General features: G+C 65.4%; 16 protein-coding genes. 8 read left to right on the top strand and 8 right to left on the bottom strand.

Translation table 11 applies throughout. From position 1 onward, the window contains the following. Nucleotides 1-98: 98 nt before the first annotated feature. Together ACQY80_RS00375 and ACQY80_RS00370 are read left to right on the top strand one after the other, a co-directional pair. Nucleotides 99-884 (top strand): PhzF family phenazine biosynthesis protein, encoded by a 786-nt coding sequence (locus tag ACQY80_RS00375; RefSeq protein WP_428682522.1) that lies wholly within the window; start codon nt 99-101, stop codon nt 882-884. Between the two features lie 92 nt (nt 885-976). After that, a complete protein-coding gene (locus ACQY80_RS00370; protein ID WP_428682520.1) occupies nt 977-1291 on the top strand; it encodes a GFA family protein in 315 nt (104 codons plus the stop codon). Nucleotides 1292-1365: 74 nt separating this feature from the next. Here ACQY80_RS00370 and ACQY80_RS00365 read toward each other — a convergent pair whose 3' ends face one another. The 6 genes from ACQY80_RS00365 to ACQY80_RS00340 form a co-directional block, all read right to left on the bottom strand. Beyond that, nucleotides 1366-2544: a helix-turn-helix transcriptional regulator gene (locus ACQY80_RS00365; protein ID WP_428682518.1), complete on the bottom strand. Its 1179-nt coding sequence runs from the start codon at nt 2542-2544 to the stop codon at nt 1366-1368. A 237-nt stretch (nt 2545-2781) separates the two neighbouring features. Continuing rightward, the gene (locus tag ACQY80_RS00360) at nt 2782-3996 is read right to left on the bottom strand and encodes a dihydroorotase (protein WP_428682516.1); all 1215 of its coding nucleotides are present in this window, start codon (nt 3994-3996) and stop codon (nt 2782-2784) included. After that, nucleotides 3987-4982: an aspartate carbamoyltransferase catalytic subunit gene (locus ACQY80_RS00355; protein WP_428682514.1), complete on the bottom strand. Its 996-nt coding sequence runs from the start codon at nt 4980-4982 to the stop codon at nt 3987-3989. Before ACQY80_RS00355 ends, ACQY80_RS00360 begins: the two co-directional genes overlap by 10 nt. A gap of 13 nt (nt 4983-4995) precedes the next feature. After that, nucleotides 4996-5313 carry a DUF1294 domain-containing protein gene (locus ACQY80_RS00350; RefSeq protein WP_428682512.1) on the bottom strand — a complete coding sequence of 106 codons (318 nt, stop codon included), beginning with the start codon at nt 5311-5313 and terminating at the stop codon, nt 4996-4998. Nucleotides 5314-5321: 8 nt separating this feature from the next. Beyond that, the gene (ruvX, locus tag ACQY80_RS00345) at nt 5322-5783 is read right to left on the bottom strand and encodes a Holliday junction resolvase RuvX (protein WP_428682510.1); all 462 of its coding nucleotides are present in this window, start codon (nt 5781-5783) and stop codon (nt 5322-5324) included. Between the two features lie 113 nt (nt 5784-5896). Beyond that, nucleotides 5897-7168: a DUF3089 domain-containing protein gene (locus ACQY80_RS00340; protein WP_428682508.1), complete on the bottom strand. Its 1272-nt coding sequence runs from the start codon at nt 7166-7168 to the stop codon at nt 5897-5899. Between the two features lie 80 nt (nt 7169-7248). Here ACQY80_RS00340 and ACQY80_RS00335 point away from each other — a divergent pair, with 80 nt between their 5' ends. The 6 genes from ACQY80_RS00335 to ACQY80_RS00310 all read left to right on the top strand — a co-directional run bounded on the left by ACQY80_RS00335 (nt 7249) and on the right by ACQY80_RS00310 (nt 14225). Further along, entirely contained in the window at nt 7249-9027 is a 1779-nt protein-coding gene (locus ACQY80_RS00335) for a DUF4153 domain-containing protein (protein ID WP_428682506.1), read from the top strand. A gap of 95 nt (nt 9028-9122) precedes the next feature. Then, the gene (gatC, locus tag ACQY80_RS00330) at nt 9123-9425 is read left to right on the top strand and encodes an Asp-tRNA(Asn)/Glu-tRNA(Gln) amidotransferase subunit GatC (protein ID WP_242780329.1); all 303 of its coding nucleotides are present in this window, start codon (nt 9123-9125) and stop codon (nt 9423-9425) included. Continuing rightward, nucleotides 9425-10906 (top strand): Asp-tRNA(Asn)/Glu-tRNA(Gln) amidotransferase subunit GatA, encoded by a 1482-nt coding sequence (gene gatA / locus ACQY80_RS00325; protein ID WP_428682504.1) that lies wholly within the window; start codon nt 9425-9427, stop codon nt 10904-10906. The genes gatC and gatA overlap by 1 nt, the downstream gene beginning before the upstream one ends. Nucleotides 10907-11110: 204 nt before the next feature. Beyond that, nucleotides 11111-12577, top strand: a complete 1467-nt coding sequence (gatB, locus tag ACQY80_RS00320) for an Asp-tRNA(Asn)/Glu-tRNA(Gln) amidotransferase subunit GatB (RefSeq protein ID WP_428682502.1) — start codon at nt 11111-11113, stop codon at nt 12575-12577. Nucleotides 12578-12690: 113 nt separating this feature from the next. After that, the gene (locus ACQY80_RS00315) at nt 12691-13281 is read left to right on the top strand and encodes a hypothetical protein (RefSeq protein WP_428682500.1); all 591 of its coding nucleotides are present in this window, start codon (nt 12691-12693) and stop codon (nt 13279-13281) included. Continuing rightward, nucleotides 13278-14225, top strand: coding sequence for a hypothetical protein (locus tag ACQY80_RS00310; protein ID WP_428682498.1), 948 nt, complete (start codon nt 13278-13280; stop codon nt 14223-14225). Before ACQY80_RS00315 ends, ACQY80_RS00310 begins: the two co-directional genes overlap by 4 nt. A 24-nt stretch (nt 14226-14249) precedes the next feature. Here ACQY80_RS00310 and ACQY80_RS00305 read toward each other — a convergent pair whose 3' ends face one another. Together ACQY80_RS00305 and ACQY80_RS00300 are read right to left on the bottom strand one after the other, a co-directional pair. Beyond that, a complete protein-coding gene (locus ACQY80_RS00305) occupies nt 14250-15026 on the bottom strand; it encodes a hypothetical protein (RefSeq protein WP_428682496.1) in 777 nt (258 codons plus the stop codon). 103 nt (nt 15027-15129) lie between these two features. After that, complete coding sequence (locus tag ACQY80_RS00300; RefSeq protein ID WP_428682494.1) at nt 15130-16809, bottom strand: amidohydrolase; 1680 nt, start codon at nt 16807-16809, stop codon at nt 15130-15132. Between the last annotated feature and the right edge of the window lie 28 nt (nt 16810-16837).

Here is a 16837-nt window from a genome sequence, read left to right as displayed (position 1 = left end):
TTCTTTCGCCGGACGGCAATGCTGGGTTCATCTGCCACCCCAGCACTATGAGGGTACCCGGTGACTATATCGGCTTCTTAGTGTACGTAACGCAAGATATGCAGGTTCGCCTTTTTCAGATCGATGCCTTCACGACAGAGCGATTTAGCGGCAATCCCGCGGCGGTGATGCTATTGGAAAGCTATCCGGGCGATCATCTGTTGCAGGCGCTCGCGGCGGAAAACAATCTCGCCGAAACTGCATTTATTGTTCCCGAGGATGCTGATTTTCGGATCAGATGGTTCACACCTACTGTGGAAGTGCCGCTTTGCGGACACGCGACCCTTGCTTCCGCTGCAGTGATTCTGGAGCGCTTGGAACCAACGCGTAATTTTGTGATTTTCCGATCTGCCAGCGGCCCACTTACAGTCAGTCGCTCTGAGCTTGGCTATGTCATGGATTTTCCGGTTCGGCCTTGCAGCGCGATAAAGCCGCCCAAGGATCTCGCCGCTGTGCTCGGGTCTCCTTTCGAGGAGGTGGTGTGGGATGGTTTCAACTTCCTTGTCTGCCTTCCTTGTGCCGCAGCCGTACGTAATCTCTCGCCCGACCTCTCGGCTATCGCTCGTATGCCCGCCGCCGGCATAATTGTGACGGCGGCAGGCGATGGCGAATATGATTGCGTCAGTCGTTACTTCGCTCCCGCAAAGGGTATTCCGGAGGATCCCGTCACCGGCGGCGCGCATTGCGCGCTCACGCCTTTTTGGGCGGCGCGGCTTGGCAAAAACGAATTGCTCGCTTTCCAGGCGTCCGCCCGTGGCGGCACTCTGCGTTGCACGCTGCGAGGCGATCGGGTCGAGATAGCAGGATCGTGCGTCTTCTATCTTGAGGGAAAGGCAGAATGGTAAGCACCCACTCAGGCTCGTGCCATTGTGGTGCCATTCTATTTACAGTGGCGCACGATCCCGTCGAGATGACGACATGTGATTGCTCACTATGCGTGAAGCGCAACGCATTGATGGTGAAAGTGCCGGAAACGGCTCTGCATATCGAGGCAGGTCACGAATTCATCTCGCTATATCAATGGAACAGCAGACGAGCTGAGCATTATTTCTGTCGCCGATGTGGCATCTACGTGTTCCACCGAAAGCGCGCCGCGCCCGATTACTTCGGCGTGAATGTCTTTTGCCTCGACGGGTTCCACTTCCAGTCTTTGCCAGTGCGGGCGACCGAAGGCCTATCAATGAGTTTGGTCTGCGATAATCCGCGCAAGGAATGGCCAGGGCCTCACACACCGAATGGGGGCGACGACTGAACAAGCCATCCTTGGGAGATCCACTCGCCACTCTGCCGAAAGCAGAATGGCGGCTTCCCACCCCTAAGCTGCCATCAGCCTCCCGACCCCGCAGGCAATCGCGCGAGGGTGGCGACGAGTTGGGCCTGGCTGGTGGCGCCGGTCTTGCGGAAGATGCCTTTGAGCAGAAAGCGCGCGGCGTTGAGGCTGACGGCGCGGAGCGCGGCATAGTCCTGCAGCGTCTTGCCGCCCGCCAGCCACACCGCAAGGCGCGCCTCGGCGGGGGTCAGGCCGAACCATTGCGCGACGCGGTCGATTTCGACGATCGGGGTTTCGCCCGGGGTGCTGCCCATGGTGACGACGAGCGCGGCGCCGAGCTGGAACCCGCCGATCTGCTGCGCCGACTGACGCGAGACGCGCGCGGCGAGGACGGGGCATTCGACGCCCGCCTCGTTCACCGCCTGAAAGGCGAGGCCGGCGGGGGCGGGGCCGGCGGCGAGGTTGGCGAGCTTTTTTTGCGTCGCGGGATGGGTGAAGGCGAAGCGGTCCTGCGCGGTGCGGATGAAGCCCGCAGCCTCATAGCCCGCGGCGCGGCTGTTGGCGGCGAGGATATTGAGCTGCTCGTCGAGGCTGAAGATCGCGAAGGGGGCGGCGTCGGCGGCGGCGCGCGCGGCGCCGGCAGCGAGTTCGAGCGAGGCGAGGCGGTCGCTGATCCGCATCGCGCGCTGGATGTGGGGGGCGAGAATGCGGAGCCCGCGCTTGAGCTTTTCCGTGTCGCGGTCGCCGGGGCCGGGGATCATCAGCCCCATGCGCTCGCCATCGCGGCGGTCGAGCAGAACGCCGACAAGGCGGTCGATGCCATAGGGCATCAGGAAGTTGCGGAAGAATTCGGTCTCGTAGAATTCGTCGCGCGTGACGATGTCATAGCTGTCGACGACGCTGCCGTTCGGATAACGCGAGAAGCGCTGCGACCAGGTGTTGGTGCCGGCATAGACCGCCGTATAGATTTCCTGCAGCCCCGCAGCGAGGCCCGACGCGGCGACGAAGCGCGCGCGCGGCGGGTTGCTGCTTTCCCACAGGATGAAGGCCGATTCCCAGCGGAGCGGGCAGAGCGCGGCGGTGATCTGTGCGAGCGTTTCGTTCCAGCGTTCGGGATGCAGCACCGAATCATAGATGCGACCGATCAACTCGTTCAGAACCTCCCACTCGGCGGCGGTGTCGGTTTCGGCAAGCGGGGGCAGCGTCGGCGGGATCGGAACGGGTTCGGTCGGCACGCATGTCCCCGATTAGGAAGGCGGCGGCGCGATTTATGGACGCGATCGTGCCGAATATCGTGAGCATGCTATATAAAAATGCGAAATGCTACCCGCTTGGGTAGCGAAACTGTCGCACGGATCGGGCATCTGGCCCGTGCGACCCAAGCACAGGGTGATCCACCATAGTCATTCTGTTATCTCGAAGCCCGCCGGTTTTCCGACGGGCTTCTTTTTTGGCAGGTGACGCGGCGGCGATCAGCGGATGCGCTGGCCGCCCTTCCACACGGCGGTCGCGCGGCCCTGAACGGGCATGCCGTCGAAGGGGGTATTGCCCGCCCAGGCCGCCATCTTCTTTGCATCGACCTGCCAGGGCGTGCCCTCGTCGATCAGGATCAGGTCGGCCTGATAGCCCGGCTCGAGCCGGCCGGCGTCGAGCCCGAGCAGGCAGGCGGGGGTGGCCGCGAGCAGATCGAACAGTCGCGCCGGGGCGACATGGCCGTCGCGGACGAGCTGAAGCCCCATCGCGAGCAAGGTTTCGGCACCCGCCATGCCAGGCTGCGCCTCGGCAAAGGGCAGGCGCTTGTCCTCGGGCCCGCGCGGGTCGTGGCCCGACGAGAGGATGTCGATCGTGCCGTCGGCGATCGCGGCGAGGCAGGCGTGGCGGTCGTCCTCGCTGCGCAGCGGCGGCGAGAGGCGCGCGAAGGTGCGGAAATCGCCGATCGCGGTGTCCGAGAGGAACAGATGCGCCGGGGTGATGCCGCAGAGCACCGGCAAGCCCTTTGCCTTCGCGGCGCGGATCAGGTCGAGCCCGCGCGCGGTCGTCACCTGCCGGAAATGGACCGGGGCGCCGGTTTCCTCGACGAGCGCGAGGTCACGGGCGATCGCCATCGCTTCGGCGATCGCGGGGGCGGAGGCGAGGCCGAGGCGGGTCGCCATTTCGCCGTCGGTCGCGACTGCGCCGGCGGTGAGGCCTTCATCCTCGGCATGGATGATCGTGACGAGGCCGAGCGCGGCCGCGTAGGAAAGCACGCGGCGCATGACGCCGGCGTCGGCGATGCGGGCGCGGCCGGTCGAAACGGCGCGCGCGCCCGCCTGTTTCATCAGGCCGATCTCGGCCAGCTCGCGGCCTTCGAGGCCTTTTGTGGCGGCGGCGAGAGGGTGGACCCAGAGGTCGGGCTTGCCGCCTTTGGCGGCGCGTTCGACGAGCCCGGCACCGTCGAGCGGGCCGCTGTCGGGCATCAGCGCGGCGCGGGTGATGCCGCCGAAGTGGAAGGCGGGCTTGTCGGTCGCGAACACGCCGAGGTCGACGATACCGGGGGCCAGCCACTGGCCCTTGGCGTCGACGGTTTCGGTGCCGTCGGGGGTCGCGGACGGGTTCAGCGCGGCGATGCGGCCATCCTCGACGAGCAGGCTGGCGGTATCGCCGCCAAGCAGGCGCGCGTTCGCGATCAGGAGGGGCTTCAGTTCCATCCCGCGACTCCCCGCTTGCGGCGCGTCAATATGTCGAGGCACGCCATGCGGACAGCGACGCCCATTTCGACCTGTTCGGTGATCGTCGAGCGCGTCGGGTGGTCGGCGACGCTGCTGTCGATCTCGACCCCGCGGTTCATCGGACCGGGGTGCATGACGATCGCCTCGGGCTTCGCCGTTTCGAGGCGCTTCGGCGTGAGGCCGTAGAGCGCGTGATATTCGCGCGCACTCGGCAGATAGGCGCCGTCCATGCGTTCGTTCTGGAGGCGGAGCATCATCACGACGTCGGCATCGCGGATGCCCTCGTCCATGTCGGTGAAGGTCGTGACGTGCATGCGGTCGATTGCGGGCGGGGTCAGTGTCGGCGGCGCGACGATCCGCACCTCGTTGCCGAGCAGGGTAAGCGCGAGGATATTCGAGCGCGCGACGCGGCTGTGCAGCACGTCGCCGCAGATCGCGATCGTCAGCCCTTCGACCCGGCCAAGGCGGCGGCGGATCGTGAGCGCATCTAGCAAAGCCTGCGTCGGATGCTCGTGGCGGCCGTCGCCGGCGTTGAGCACGGGGCAGTCGACCTTGTCGGCGATAAGCTGCACCGCGCCCGAGCTCTGGTGGCGGATCACCATCGCGTCGGCGCGCATCGCATTCAGCGTCATCGCGGTATCGAGCAGGGTCTCGCCCTTCTTCACGCTCGACTGCGCGGCCTGCATGTTGACGACGTCGGCGCCTAGGCGTTTTCCGGCGATTTCGAAAGAGAGGAGCGTGCGCGTCGAATTTTCGAAGAAGGCGTTGATGATCGTCAGACCCGCGAGCCGGTCGTCGTGCTTGGTCGCCCCGCCACGGTTCAGCTCGACCCATTCTTCGGCGGCGTCGAGAACGTAGGAAATCTCCCACGGGGTGAGCTGGGCGATGCCGGTGAGGTGGCGATGGCGAAAGGCATCGCCGCCGGGCGGATAGTCGCTGGCGGGCCGGATTGTTGCGCTTGTCATTAAAGCCGAGCGTTTAGGTCGCACTGCCTAAATAGGCAAGCGTCGAGGCAATCCATGGCTGCAATAATCCGACACCCCACAGCATGAAGAGGAGGATGTCGAGCCAGAGCCAGATCAGCATCCACGATGCGAAGGGCTGTTTGCGGGTCTTGTGCCGAACGAGCCGCGCCGCCGCGGCCGTGCCGAACGCCCCGCCGAGGAAGGCCCAGAGGAGCAGGGTCGATTCGGATATCCGCCGGGATCCTGCTTCGGCGCGGCGCTTGTCGATGACCATCAGGGCGAAGGCGAGCAGATTGGCGGCGATCAGCCAGTAGACGAGATAGTTGGTCATGGGAGAACTCAGGCGCGGGTGAGGGCGTCGATCGCGCCTTGCAGGATGAAGGCGGCGGCGGCGCTGTCGACGCGTTCGGCGCGTTTGGCGCGGCTGACGTCGGCGGCGATCATCGCGCGCTCGACCGCGGCGGTCGACCAGCGTTCGTCCCACAGCAGCACCGGCAGGGCGAGCGGCAGCAGGTTTCGCGCGAAAGCGCGGGTGCTTTGTGTACGCGGGCTGTCGGTGCCGTCCATGTTGAGCGGCAGGCCGACGACAAGGCCGACGACCGACTGCGCCGCGATCACGGCTTTCAGGGCTTCGAGGTCGAGGCTGAATTTCTTGCGGATGATCGTCTTGTCGGGCGAAGCGAAGCTCCACCCCGCATCGCAGAGCGCAACGCCGATCGTCTTTGTCCCGACATCGAGCCCCGCAAGGCGACCGGCATTCGGCAGCGCGGCGGCGAATTCGGAGGCGGCGGTGGTGATCATTTTCGCCCTTTAGCCGCCATTGCGCGCAATGCGAAGAAATATTCCATCGCAGAACAGAGGGTTAGTCCGGTTGCGGGCGGTCTTGTCGTCGCTTTGCTCCTTGCGGGAACGGGTCAGGTCCTGGTGGCCGGGGCGGGGGGAGCAGCAACGGGCGCGGCGGGCGGGGGAACCGGCGAGGGCTTGCCTTCGAACGTCGCGAGGCGGCGCAGCGCGTCGGCGCGGACATTCGCCCAGAAAAGAGTGATGTCGAACACATGATAATTATTGCCGGGCAGGACATAGCTCGGCGCATAATTCTTCGCCGCGTCGGCATCTCCGATCATCAGAAAGCCGCGGTCGTCGTCGCATTTTGCGCCGACCTTGTGCGCGATCAGTTCGCCCGCCTTGAAGCCATCGCTGGGCTTCAGCGTGCCGATATTGGCGTCGGGCCCGGCTGCAGTGTCGGGGATACCGGTCAGCGGATTGGTGCAGAGCATCCGCGTGCCCGCACGCGGGCGCCCGTCGAAGCCGATCGTGCCATCATAAGCGCCGGTGACCATCGACGTGTCGGCGGGCTCGGCAAAGGTCGCCCAGCTCAGGATGCAGCCTTTTTGCTCGGGGGTCTGACAAGCGGGGAGGCCGAGACCGGCGAGGTCGGTATCGACGCTGATCGGCCAGCCGATGACATAGGCCGCGACGATCCGCTTCGCGAGCGGGGTGCCGGCGATGCGGTTCTTGAGCAGGGTGGTGAGATGCAGCGCGCCCTGGCTGTGGCCGGCAAGGATGATCGGCCGATTTTTCGGGATCGAGGCGAGGAAGGCGTCGAATGCCTGTTCGACGTCGCGATAGGCGGCGTCGATCGCCTTGCCCGCGGTGACGCGATCCTCGGCGAGGAAGGCGCCCAACGTGGCTTGCCGGTACCGCGGTGCCCATACCTCGCCGGCGTCGCCGAACGCGCTCGCCATGCCCTGCATGAAGAGTTTGGCGCGGTAATTGGCGTCGGCGTCGTTCAGCGGGGCGTTCCAGCTTGCCTTGCTGTAATAGCTGGTCGGGTGGACGAAGAAGATCGCGGCGTCGCCCTTCGGCGCTTCGGTCGCGGTTGCGTCGGCCGCGGTGGTTGCCGCCGTTGCAGGCGGGATCAGCTTGGCGCTCGCGGGCTTTTCGCTTTCGGCGCCGTCATCGGCGGGCGGGCGCCAGTTCGACGGGTCATCCGCCAGCCCCGGGCGCGCAAGCCACATCTTCGGGTCATTATAGGCATTGGGTGCCGCCGCCGTCTGTTCGACGAACGCAGAGCTTGGAACAAGCGCGGTGCGCGCGAACCAGCCGGGCGCGACCTGATAGGCGATACCGATGCCGAGCAGGACGAAGATGATGGCGGCGATGATGTAGAGAAACTTGCGGGCCAAGCGGGGCTCCATGCGGGCGGGAGAGGGCAGTTGCGCTATCTGGCTTGCGCGCGCGGCTTAAACAAGCCCAGATGTGGGGCATGACCGACGCACCCGCAAGCGCCGCCGCGACCGAGTCGCCCCGCATTTCCGCACGCCTCGACGACAGCGATCCGCCCTGGCCCCGGCGCCCGTGGATCATGGCGGCGATCGGCGCGGTCGCCGGGCTGCTGTTTCATCTGGTCGTCGATCGTCCCCATGTGGCCGAGCCGGCGCCGCTGCTCGATGCGCTCGCGGCCTTCATTGCGGTGGCAACGGTGGTATTCCTGCTCGGCGTCGAGCGGCGGCGCTGGCACTGGGCGGCGGGCTTCGCGATCCTGTGGGGCGCGATCATCGGGCTGATTACCTGGCATTCGGCGGGCAATAATCTGCACGGATCGCCGTTCGAGTGGCCGTTCTGGTCGGGAATCCTGGCGGTGCTGGTCGCGACGCCGCTGTTCCAGACGCGGCGCGACGTCGCGGCCGACTGGCGCTTCTGGAAGCTGTGGAACATGCCGTACGACCGGCTGCATAGCCATGCGTGGGCCGATGCGGTGATCGGCGCCGCGGCGCTGGTCGACGTCGGGGTCAATTTCCTGCTCGTGATGCTGATCGGGCAGATGTTCCACCTGATCGGCATCGACCTGATCCAGGATCTGCTGAACGACGAATGGTTCGGCTGGATGCTGGCGGGCGCGGCGTTCGGCAGCGCGGTCGGCCTGCTGCGCGAGCGCGACAGGCTGGTCGCGACGCTGCAAAAGCTGGTGATGATCATCCTGTCGGTGCTCGCGCCCGTTTTGGCGGCGGCGCTGGTAATCTTTCTGCTTTCGCTCGCGGGCACGGGCCTGACGAAGCTCTGGGCATCGGGCTTTTCGACCGCGGCGCTGATGATGGCGGCGGCGGCCTTTGCCGTGCTGCTTGCCAATGCGGCGATCGGCAACGGGCGCGAGGAGCGGTCGGGGAACCCTCTGCTGCACGGCGCGGCGGCGGTGCTGGTCGTCGCGGTGCTGCCGCTGGCGGTGATCGCCTTTTACTCGATGCATCTGCGCGTGATTCAATATGGCTGGACCCCCGAGCGTATCTGGGGCGTGATCGCGGCGATGATCGCGCTGGCCTATGGCGCGATCGGCGTCTGGTCGGTGGTGCGCGCGCGCTGGGATTTTGACGACAGGCTGCGGCCCTTCCAGCAGAAGCTGGCGATCGGACTGATGCTGCTCGCGGTGTTTCTCGCGCTGCCGATCCTCGATTTCGGGGCGATCTCGACGCGCGATCAGGTCTCCCGGCTGAAGAGCGGCACGGTGAAGGCGGAGAAATTCGACTGGGCGGCGATGGCGTTCGATTTCGGGCCGAGCGGGAGGATGGTTTTGCGCGATCTTGCGAAATCGCCCGACCGCGAGCGCGCGCGCCTCGCGGCATGGGCGCTGAAGGCGAAGGATCGCTGGGATCTGAACGTCGCAGGCGGCGATGCCGACACGGGTGAACTCACCTTTGCGGCGAAACCGATCGAAGAAAAGGTCCGCGCGCTTCCAGCGGGCCGCACGCTGGAGCCGGCGCTCTACAAGGCGCTCGAGGCGGACGATCAGTGCCGGACGTCGCCATGCGCCGCCTATGCGGTAACCGAAGACCGTGTCGCGGTGGTCGGAAGCGGGAAATATGTGAAGCTGTATGTGCGTAACGCGAAAAGCGGCGAATGGTCGGAGGATTATAACGCCTTCAGTCCGGCCAACGGGCCCGGCGCGCTGACCGACGACGAGCTGCAGCGCGGGGCGATCGAGGTGCGGACGGTCGAGCGGCGGCAGGTCTTTGTGAACGGCAAGCCGATGGGCGGGCTTTTCGAATAAGCGGGTGCGGTTTTCGGAGCGGTTTTTCGGCCGCTACCTTGAAGCCTGCGCGCGCGGATGCTAGCGGCGCAGCTTCTCCCGCAAAGGCAAGATGAATGGCAATCGATCAGGCAACGGTAAGGAAGATCGCGTCACTGGCGCGCATCGCGATCAGCGATGCGGAAGCCGCCGCGATGGAAGGCGAACTCAACGGCATCCTCGGCTGGGTCGAGCAACTCGGCGAGGTCGATGTGACCGGGGTCGAGCCGATGACTGCGGTGATCCCCAACAGTCTGCGCCTGCGCGACGATGTCGTCGACGCCGATCCGCTGACCGGCGGCAACCGCCGCGACGATATTCTGGCCAATGCACCCGCGCCGCAGCACGGCTTCTTCGGCGTTCCCAAGGTAATCGAATAATGACCGATCTTACGAACCTGACTGTCGCGCAGATCCGCGACGGGCACCGCGCGGGCGATTTTTCCGCCGTCGAGGTCGCCGAGGCGTTCAACGCCAATGTCGCGGGTGCGAAGGCGCTCAACGCGTTCATCGTCGAGACCCCCGAGCATGCCATCGCCGCAGCGAAGGCGGCCGACGCCGACCGTTCGGCGGGGACGCTGAAGCCGCTGTCGGGCGTGCCGATCGGGATGAAGGACCTGTTCGCGACGAATGGCGTTCAGACGACCGCCGCGAGCCACATGCTCGAAGGCTTTGTGCCGCGCTACGAGTCCACCGTTTCGCAGAAATTGTGGGACGCGGGTTGCGGCATGCTCGGCAAGCTCAACCTCGACCAGTTCGCGATGGGCTCGTCGAACGAGACGAGCTATTTCGGCAATGTGATTTCGCCGTGGCGGCGCAAGGATGGCGGCAATGCCGCGCTCGCGCCGGGCGGGTCGTCGGGCGGCAGTTCGTCGGCGATTGCGGCGCGGCTGTGCCCCGCGGCGACGGGGACCGACACCGGCGGCTCGATCCGCCAGCCCGCGGCGTTCGTCGGGATCAGCGGGATCAAGCCGACCTATGGCCGCTGCTCGCGCTGGGGCATCGTGGCGTTCGCCAGCTCGCTTGATCAGGCGGGGCCGATGGCGCGCAATGTGCGCGACTGCGCGATCATGCTCGAGAATATGGCAGGCTTCGATCCGAAGGATGCGACGAGCCTCGATCTGGCGGTTCCGAATTGGGAAGCGGCATTGTCGAGCGATCTCAAGGGCAAGAAGGTTGGTATTCCCAAGGAATATCGCCTCGAAGGCATCGACCCCGACATCGACGCGATGTGGGACGCCGGCATCGCGATGCTGAAGGATGCGGGGGCCGAGGTCGTCGAGATCAGCCTGCCGCACACGAAGTACGCGCTGCCGGCTTATTATATCATCGCGCCCGCCGAGGCGTCGTCGAACCTCGCGCGCTATGACGGCGTGCGCTACGGTCTGCGCGATCTGCCCGAAAAGGCCGGGTTGCAGGACATGTACGCCGCCACGCGCGCCGACGGCTTCGGGCCCGAGGTCAAGCGCCGCATCATGATCGGCACCTATGTGCTGTCGGCGGGCTTCTACGACGCCTATTACACGCAGGCGCAGAAGGTGCGGACGCTGATCGCGCGCGATTTCAGCACCGCTTTCGAAAGCTGCGACGTGATCCTTGCGCCGACCGCGCCGTCGGCGGCGTTCGGGTTGGGCGAAAAGATGGCCGACCCGCTGGCGATGTATTTGAACGACGTGTTCGCGGTGCCCGCGAGCCTTGCGGGGCTGCCCGCAATGTCGGTCCCCGCGGCGCTGAACCGCGAAGGGCTGCCGCTGGGGCTGCAGATCATCGGCAAGGCATTCGACGAGCAGGGCGTGCTGAATGCCGGGCTGGCGATTGAAGAGCGGGCGGGCTTTACCGCGCGGGCGGAGAAGTGGTGGTGATCAATTCCAGCGCCTGCAATATTTGCGGGCGTCCGCTCAACGTCGAAAGCGATCCGCTTTCGACCGATTGCGGCGGAGATTGCTGGGGTTGCGTCGGGGAAGCCGAAATCGGCGGTGAACTGACGAGCAAGGTTGAGCAGGAAATCGCGTCGGGTCTCCGCAATGCGGATGGGTCGGCGTCAGATCGAAGTGCAGGATAGATAGATGAGCGATTATCGCATCAAGGGCGAAACCGGCGAGTGGGAGGTCGTGATCGGCCTCGAGGTCCATGCGCAGGTCACCTCCAACGCCAAGCTGTTCTCGGGCGCCGCGACGGCGTTCGGGGCCGAACCGAACACGCAGGTGTCGCTGGTCGACGCCGCGATGCCCGGCATGCTGCCGGTGCCGAACCGCGAGTGCATCCGCCAGGCGGTACGCACGGGGATGGCGATCGAGGCCGAGATCAACAAATGGTCGCGGTTCGACCGCAAGAATTACTTCTATGCCGACCTGCCGCAGGGTTACCAGATTTCGCAGCTTTATCATACGCTTGTCGGCGAAGGTTCGCTGACGATCGCAGCCGATGAGAAGGCCGGGATTCCGACCGACAAGGTGATCGGGATCGAGCGCATCCATGTCGAGCAGGACGCCGGCAAGCTGATGCACGACCAGCATCCGACGATGTCCTATGTCGACCTCAACCGCTCGGGCGTCGCGCTGATGGAGATCGTCTCGCGCCCCGACATGCGCTCGCCCGCAGAGGCCGGGGCCTATGTGCGCAAGCTGCGCTCGATCCTGCGATATGTCGGGTCGTGCGACGGCAATATGGAAGAGGGCTCGATGCGCGCCGACGTGAACGTCAGCGTGCGCAAGCCCGGCGACGAGTTCGGGACGCGCACCGAGACGAAGAATGTCAATTCGGTACGCTTCGTGATGGCGGTGATCGAAGGCGAGGCGAAGCGCCAGGTCGAGTTGATCGAAAGCGGCGGCACGGTGGTGCAGGAAACGCGGCTGTACGATCCCGATCGCAACGAAACGCGCTCGATGCGGTCGAAGGAAGACGCGCATGATTATCGCTACTTCCCCGATCCCGATCTGCTGCCGCTCGAACTCGACGATGCGTTTCTGGCCGAGTGCCGCGACAGCCTGCCCGAACTGCCCGACGCCAAGCGCGCGCGCTATCTGGCGGCCGGCATCTCGGCCTATAACGCCGACGTGCTGACCGCCGAGGTCGAGAGCGCGCTGTGGTTCGACACTTTGCTCGAAACCGGTGCGAAGCCGGCGGCGGCGGCGAACTGGGTGTCGAGCGAGCTGTTCGGGGCGCTCAATCGCCTCGGCAAGAGCTTCGAGGATTGCCCGGTCAGCCCGGCGCAGGCGAGCGAGTTGCTCGGGCTGGTCGCCGACGGCACGATCTCGGGCACCATTGCGAAGCAGGTGTTCGAGAAGATGCTTGAAAGCGGCGATGCCGCAGGCGTGATCGTCGAACGCGACGGCCTGAAGCAGACGAGCGACACCGGCGCTATCGAGGCCGAAATCGCCAAGATCCTGACCGCCAACGCCGACAAGGTCGAGCAGTATAAGGGCGGCAAGGAAGCACTGTTCGGCTTCTTCGTCGGCCAGACGATGAAGGCGATGCAGGGCAAGGCGAACCCGCAGGTCGTCAACGAACTGCTGAAGAAGGCGCTGGGCTGAGGCCGACGGCCGCAATCGTGCCAGACTGGCAATAGCCAGCTGAAAAGCGGCTGAAATCCCGCTTGCCTAAACCCCCTTGCGGCGGCAATTGTCGCCACAAGGGGGAGGGGCATATGATGAGACGATTTGCGGCGGCAGCGATGCTGCTGGCGTTGCCGGTTGCGGTCCACGCGCAGGCGATCAAACCACCGAAAGCGATCCGGCATTTTACCGCCGAGCAGATTGCCGCGGTCGAAATGCCGGTGCTGGCGTTCGAAGAGACGCCGGAAATGACCGCGGATTACGACAAATATTTCTATTTCCACCGCGAAGGCACCGACTTCGATACGGCCTTTGCCGACATCAGCGAGTGCGACTCGCTGTCGAGCGGCATCAGCTATTATGCCGGCGGCGACAGCTATATGGCCAATTATTATGCCACCCAATACGGGCTGGCGGGCGTTGCGGGCGGCGCCATCGGATCGGCGGTCGCCGATGCCATCTTCGGGTCAGCCGAACGCCGCCGGCTGCGCCGTATCAACATGCGCAACTGCATGGGGTTCAAGGGCTATGCACGATACGGCATGGAACGCGAGCTGTGGCAGCAATTCCAATTCGAGGAAGGCAATGGCCGCGTCGAGGGCGAGAAGCGCACCGGCTATCTGATGAAGCAGGCGCGCGTCGCGTCGGGTGCCAAGCCGCAGCAGGAGGTGTTGCCGAAATGATGAAGATAGCAATCGCCGCGGCCGCCCTTGCGCTGGGCACGTTGCCGGGCCTCGCCTCCGCGCAGGCCGTCGAGGAAAAGAATTTGCTGTCGGGCAAGGCGTCCATCGACGCCGAAAGCGGCTATCTGTTCGTGCGCGGGCCGGTTCGGCAGATGGGCATGATCCTGCGCCTGCCCGACGCCGAGACCATCGCAGACTATGAAAAGGATTGGGCCGAAGCCTTTGCCAAGGTGAAGGCCAAATATCCGTCGAAGCTGGCGGGATGGTATCATCGCGCGGGAACCGCCCGCAAGGAGGGCCGCGAGTATCGCTATGAAAAGCCCGTCGAACCCACCGAGGAAAATTTCTCGATCGGACCGATCGAATTCCGCGGCGCGGTGAGCTTTGGCCCGCAGTTCGTCTTTGCCAAGGGCAAGGACGTCGAGGAATACAGCTATCTGATGGAGCTGAAGCCCGGCCGCTATGCCTATTACGGGCCGGTCTGGATGGCCGCGAATGGCGCGTCGGCGGGTGCCTGTTACTGCATGGGAACGGTGGCGTTCGATGTGAAGCGGGGCGTCATCACCGACGCGGGCAATTTCTTCCTCGTGGGTTCGGGGCTCGACCCAGATTTTCCGTCGGCATCGGGGCCGACGTCGGGATCCGAGCTGGGGCTGTACCGCCCGACGGGCCTGTCTGGCCAATATGGCCCGCTGGCCTTCGGGCTTCCCGAAATCCTGAAGAAATATCCGAACGAGCAGGCGGATTTCCGTGCCTATGGCAAGCTCGACAATGTTTACGGAATCACGATCGCCCGCATGCCGCCGGTCCCGGGCGTGCTTGCTTATGACCGCGACCGCATCGTCGATCTGAAGGCCGAGCCTGCGGCCGTCAATGCGCCCGCCGCAGCCGATCTGCCGCAGGTGCCGGAGTCCGCTGCGCCGGCGACCACGCCGACGCCGTAAATCGGATCATGTGGGTCAGCGGCGTCAGAAGCGCCGCTGACCCGCGCCCCAGTCACCCGCATCGCAGCGGCCCGAAAAATCGGTTATGCCCTTGATGTTGATGAGGCCCGAGCGGCGGTCGATCTTGATTTTCGGCTTGTTGAGGCCGTTGAGGCGATAGCTGGCGGTGATCGTGTCGGCGGTGACGACGACATTGTCGAGCTCCCACCAGCCATGATCGTCGCCCGAATGGATCGGCGGCACCAGTTTCGGACCCAGCTGGATGCGGCCTTGACCACCGTAGAGTTCGATCTGGACGTCCGAACTGAAGCTCTCGCTGCTGCTGTCGAGCCGGTCGCGCCACTCCCAGCGGTCCTTGTGCGAATTCCATTGATAGTCGGGCCGCGTCGTTACGGTCGGCCGGTTGCCGCCGCCATAGCAGACGAGGATGAGCGAGCTGGCGTCGCGGTAGCCCGGCTCGGCGGGCGGAGCATAGCTGTGCGGCTGCGGCGGCGCATAACCCCCTGACGAAGGGCCCGCATCGCAATTCTCGGCGGGCACCGCGATCAGCGCGCCATAGCGGCCATCGACTGTTGACACCGAGAGGCAGCGGCCGGTGCGGGCGTTGAACCAGAAGGTATAGCGCTGATCGCCGACGACGGTCGAGCGGCGGGATGCGTAGCCGCGTGCGAGCAACTGCGTTTCGCCGCCGGCAGCGCGTGCGCCGGCGAGATCGGCGACGTCGGGTGCCGATTGCGCCGCAGCGCTCAGCGGCGCGAGCGCGGCGGTGAGGAGGAGAAGGGAGAAGAGAGGCGGACGCATCGCAATACTCCTGTTGTTGTCCGGCCGACCATAGCAGGAATGCGTCGCACGCCATACACCGGTCGCGGTATCGCAGGCCGGATTTGGTGCCAGTCTGGCGCGATCATTTGGCCTTCCAGACGCTGCGGCCTTCCTTCACCGTTTCGAGCACCTTGATGCTGCGGATGCCGTCCACCGGCGTCGTCAGCGGGTTCCTGTCGAGGATGACGAAGTCGGCGAGCAGGCCGGCTCTGATCCGGCCCTTGCGATCCTCTTCGAACGCCTGCCATGCGGGGGCGGTCGTGAGCGCCTGCAGCGCTTCATAGGCGCCGAGGCGTTCGTCCGGGCCGCTGACGACGCCGGTCGGCGACACACGCGCCATCGAGGTCCAGAGCATGAAGCGCGTGTCGAGCGGGGTGACGCTGAAATCGCTGTGGTTTGACGGGATCAGCCCGGCGGCGCGCGCCGAGCGGAGCGGGCTGATGAAATCGACGACGTCTTTCGGGAAATTGGTGCGGTGGACGTCGGCCCAATACCAGGCGTGGTTCGAGAAATAGGAGGGGGCGACCCCGATGCGCTTGTAGTCCACGAGCTGCTCGCGGCGCTGGAACTGCGAGTGGATGACGACGGGGCGGCGGTCGTCCGCGGCCTTGATCCCTGCGGCGTCGAAGCCCCTGATCGCCATGTCGATCGCGGCGTCGCCGTTCGCATGGACGAAAAGCTGCCAGTGGCGGTCGGTGGCCTTTTTGGCGAGCAGGTCGAACGCGGCCTGATCCATCGCGGGGGCGCCGTGCCACGGATGCGCGCCGTCGGGCCCGCCGCGCGCATAGTCGCGGGTGAAATAGCCGGTGCGCGCCTGCACCGATCCGTCGAGGATGACCTTGATCCCCTGCAGCTTCACATGGCCGTCATATTGGCCGAAGCGGACGTCGGGGCGCGCGAGCAGGGCGTCGAGGCCGGTGTAGAGCGGGAGCAAGGCGAGATCGATCTTCAGATGATCGCGCGCCGCGGGGCTGGTGAAAAAGGCAAGATCGGCGGGCATCGTCGCACCGTCCTGCGCATGGGTATAACCCTCGGCGAAATAGCGCTGCTGCGCCGCATCGAGCCGGGCGAGCTTTTGCTCGGGCGAAAGCTGCGGCATCGCGGCGAGCATCAGGAAGGTCGATTTTTCGAGCAGGACACCGTTCAGACGGCCGTCGGCGTCGCGCAGCATCATGCCGCCCGGCGGCGGCTGGCTGGCGTTGTCAAGCTTCGCGGCGGCGAGCGCGGCGCTGTTCGCGACGAGCCCGTGGAGCGACTGGTGCAGCACGACGATCTTGCGGTCGGCGGCGACCGCGTCGAGTTCGGCGCGGGTGATGTGACGCTTTTCGGCGAGCGACTCATTGTCATATTGCCAGACGATCACCCAGCCGTCCTTCGGGATCGCTTGCCGCACGATATAGTCGCCGATCGTGCGCTGAAGCGATGCGATGTCGGTGACCGGCGGCAGGCCGCCGTCGCGAAGATCCAGCCCGCCCGCCATCTGCATGGCGACCGCGAAGTGCGAATGGGCGTCGACGAAGCCGGGCAGCATCGTTGCACCCTTTAGGTCGTGGACCGCGACATCCTTGCCGGCCTGTCTGCGCGCCTGCTTTTCGGAGCCGGCGAAAAGAATATGCCCATCGCGGGTGACGACCGCCTCGACCGTCTGCGGCGTGTCGCCGTCCATCGTGACGATCGGGCCGCCGCGATAGAGGATGGTGTCCTGCGCGGCGGCGGACGTGGCCGCCAGCGCCAGCGCGACCGCAGTAATGATCGATTTCATGGCATCTCTCCCCGCCTGCATCGTGGCG

Source organism: Sphingopyxis sp. (genome assembly GCF_965279755.1).
GTDB lineage: Bacteria > Pseudomonadota > Alphaproteobacteria > Sphingomonadales > Sphingomonadaceae > Sphingopyxis.
This window is presented reverse-complemented; position numbering and strand designations above follow the sequence as displayed.

What these genes read in the sequence shown, in the direction of transcription:
- ACQY80_RS00375 (WP_428682522.1), top strand. Translation starts at nt 99, where the DNA reads ATGCAGGTTCGCCTTTTTCAGATCGATGCCTTCACGACAGAGCGATTT.
- ACQY80_RS00360 (WP_428682516.1), bottom strand. Translation starts at nt 3,996, where the DNA reads ATGGAACTGAAGCCCCTCCTGATCGCGAACGCGCGCCTGCTTGGCGGC.
- ACQY80_RS00355 (WP_428682514.1), bottom strand. Translation starts at nt 4,982, where the DNA reads ATGACAAGCGCAACAATCCGGCCCGCCAGCGACTATCCGCCCGGCGGC.
- ACQY80_RS00350 (WP_428682512.1), bottom strand. Translation starts at nt 5,313, where the DNA reads ATGACCAACTATCTCGTCTACTGGCTGATCGCCGCCAATCTGCTCGCC.
- ruvX (WP_428682510.1), bottom strand. Translation starts at nt 5,783, where the DNA reads ATGATCACCACCGCCGCCTCCGAATTCGCCGCCGCGCTGCCGAATGCC.
- ACQY80_RS00335 (WP_428682506.1), top strand. Translation starts at nt 7,249, where the DNA reads ATGACCGACGCACCCGCAAGCGCCGCCGCGACCGAGTCGCCCCGCATT.
- gatC (WP_242780329.1), top strand. Translation starts at nt 9,123, where the DNA reads ATGGCAATCGATCAGGCAACGGTAAGGAAGATCGCGTCACTGGCGCGC.
- gatA (WP_428682504.1), top strand. Translation starts at nt 9,425, where the DNA reads ATGACCGATCTTACGAACCTGACTGTCGCGCAGATCCGCGACGGGCAC.
- gatB (WP_428682502.1), top strand. Translation starts at nt 11,111, where the DNA reads ATGAGCGATTATCGCATCAAGGGCGAAACCGGCGAGTGGGAGGTCGTG.
- ACQY80_RS00315 (WP_428682500.1), top strand. Translation starts at nt 12,691, where the DNA reads ATGATGAGACGATTTGCGGCGGCAGCGATGCTGCTGGCGTTGCCGGTT.
- ACQY80_RS00310 (WP_428682498.1), top strand. Translation starts at nt 13,278, where the DNA reads ATGATGAAGATAGCAATCGCCGCGGCCGCCCTTGCGCTGGGCACGTTG.
- ACQY80_RS00305 (WP_428682496.1), bottom strand. Translation starts at nt 15,026, where the DNA reads ATGCGTCCGCCTCTCTTCTCCCTTCTCCTCCTCACCGCCGCGCTCGCG.
- ACQY80_RS00300 (WP_428682494.1), bottom strand. Translation starts at nt 16,809, where the DNA reads ATGAAATCGATCATTACTGCGGTCGCGCTGGCGCTGGCGGCCACGTCC.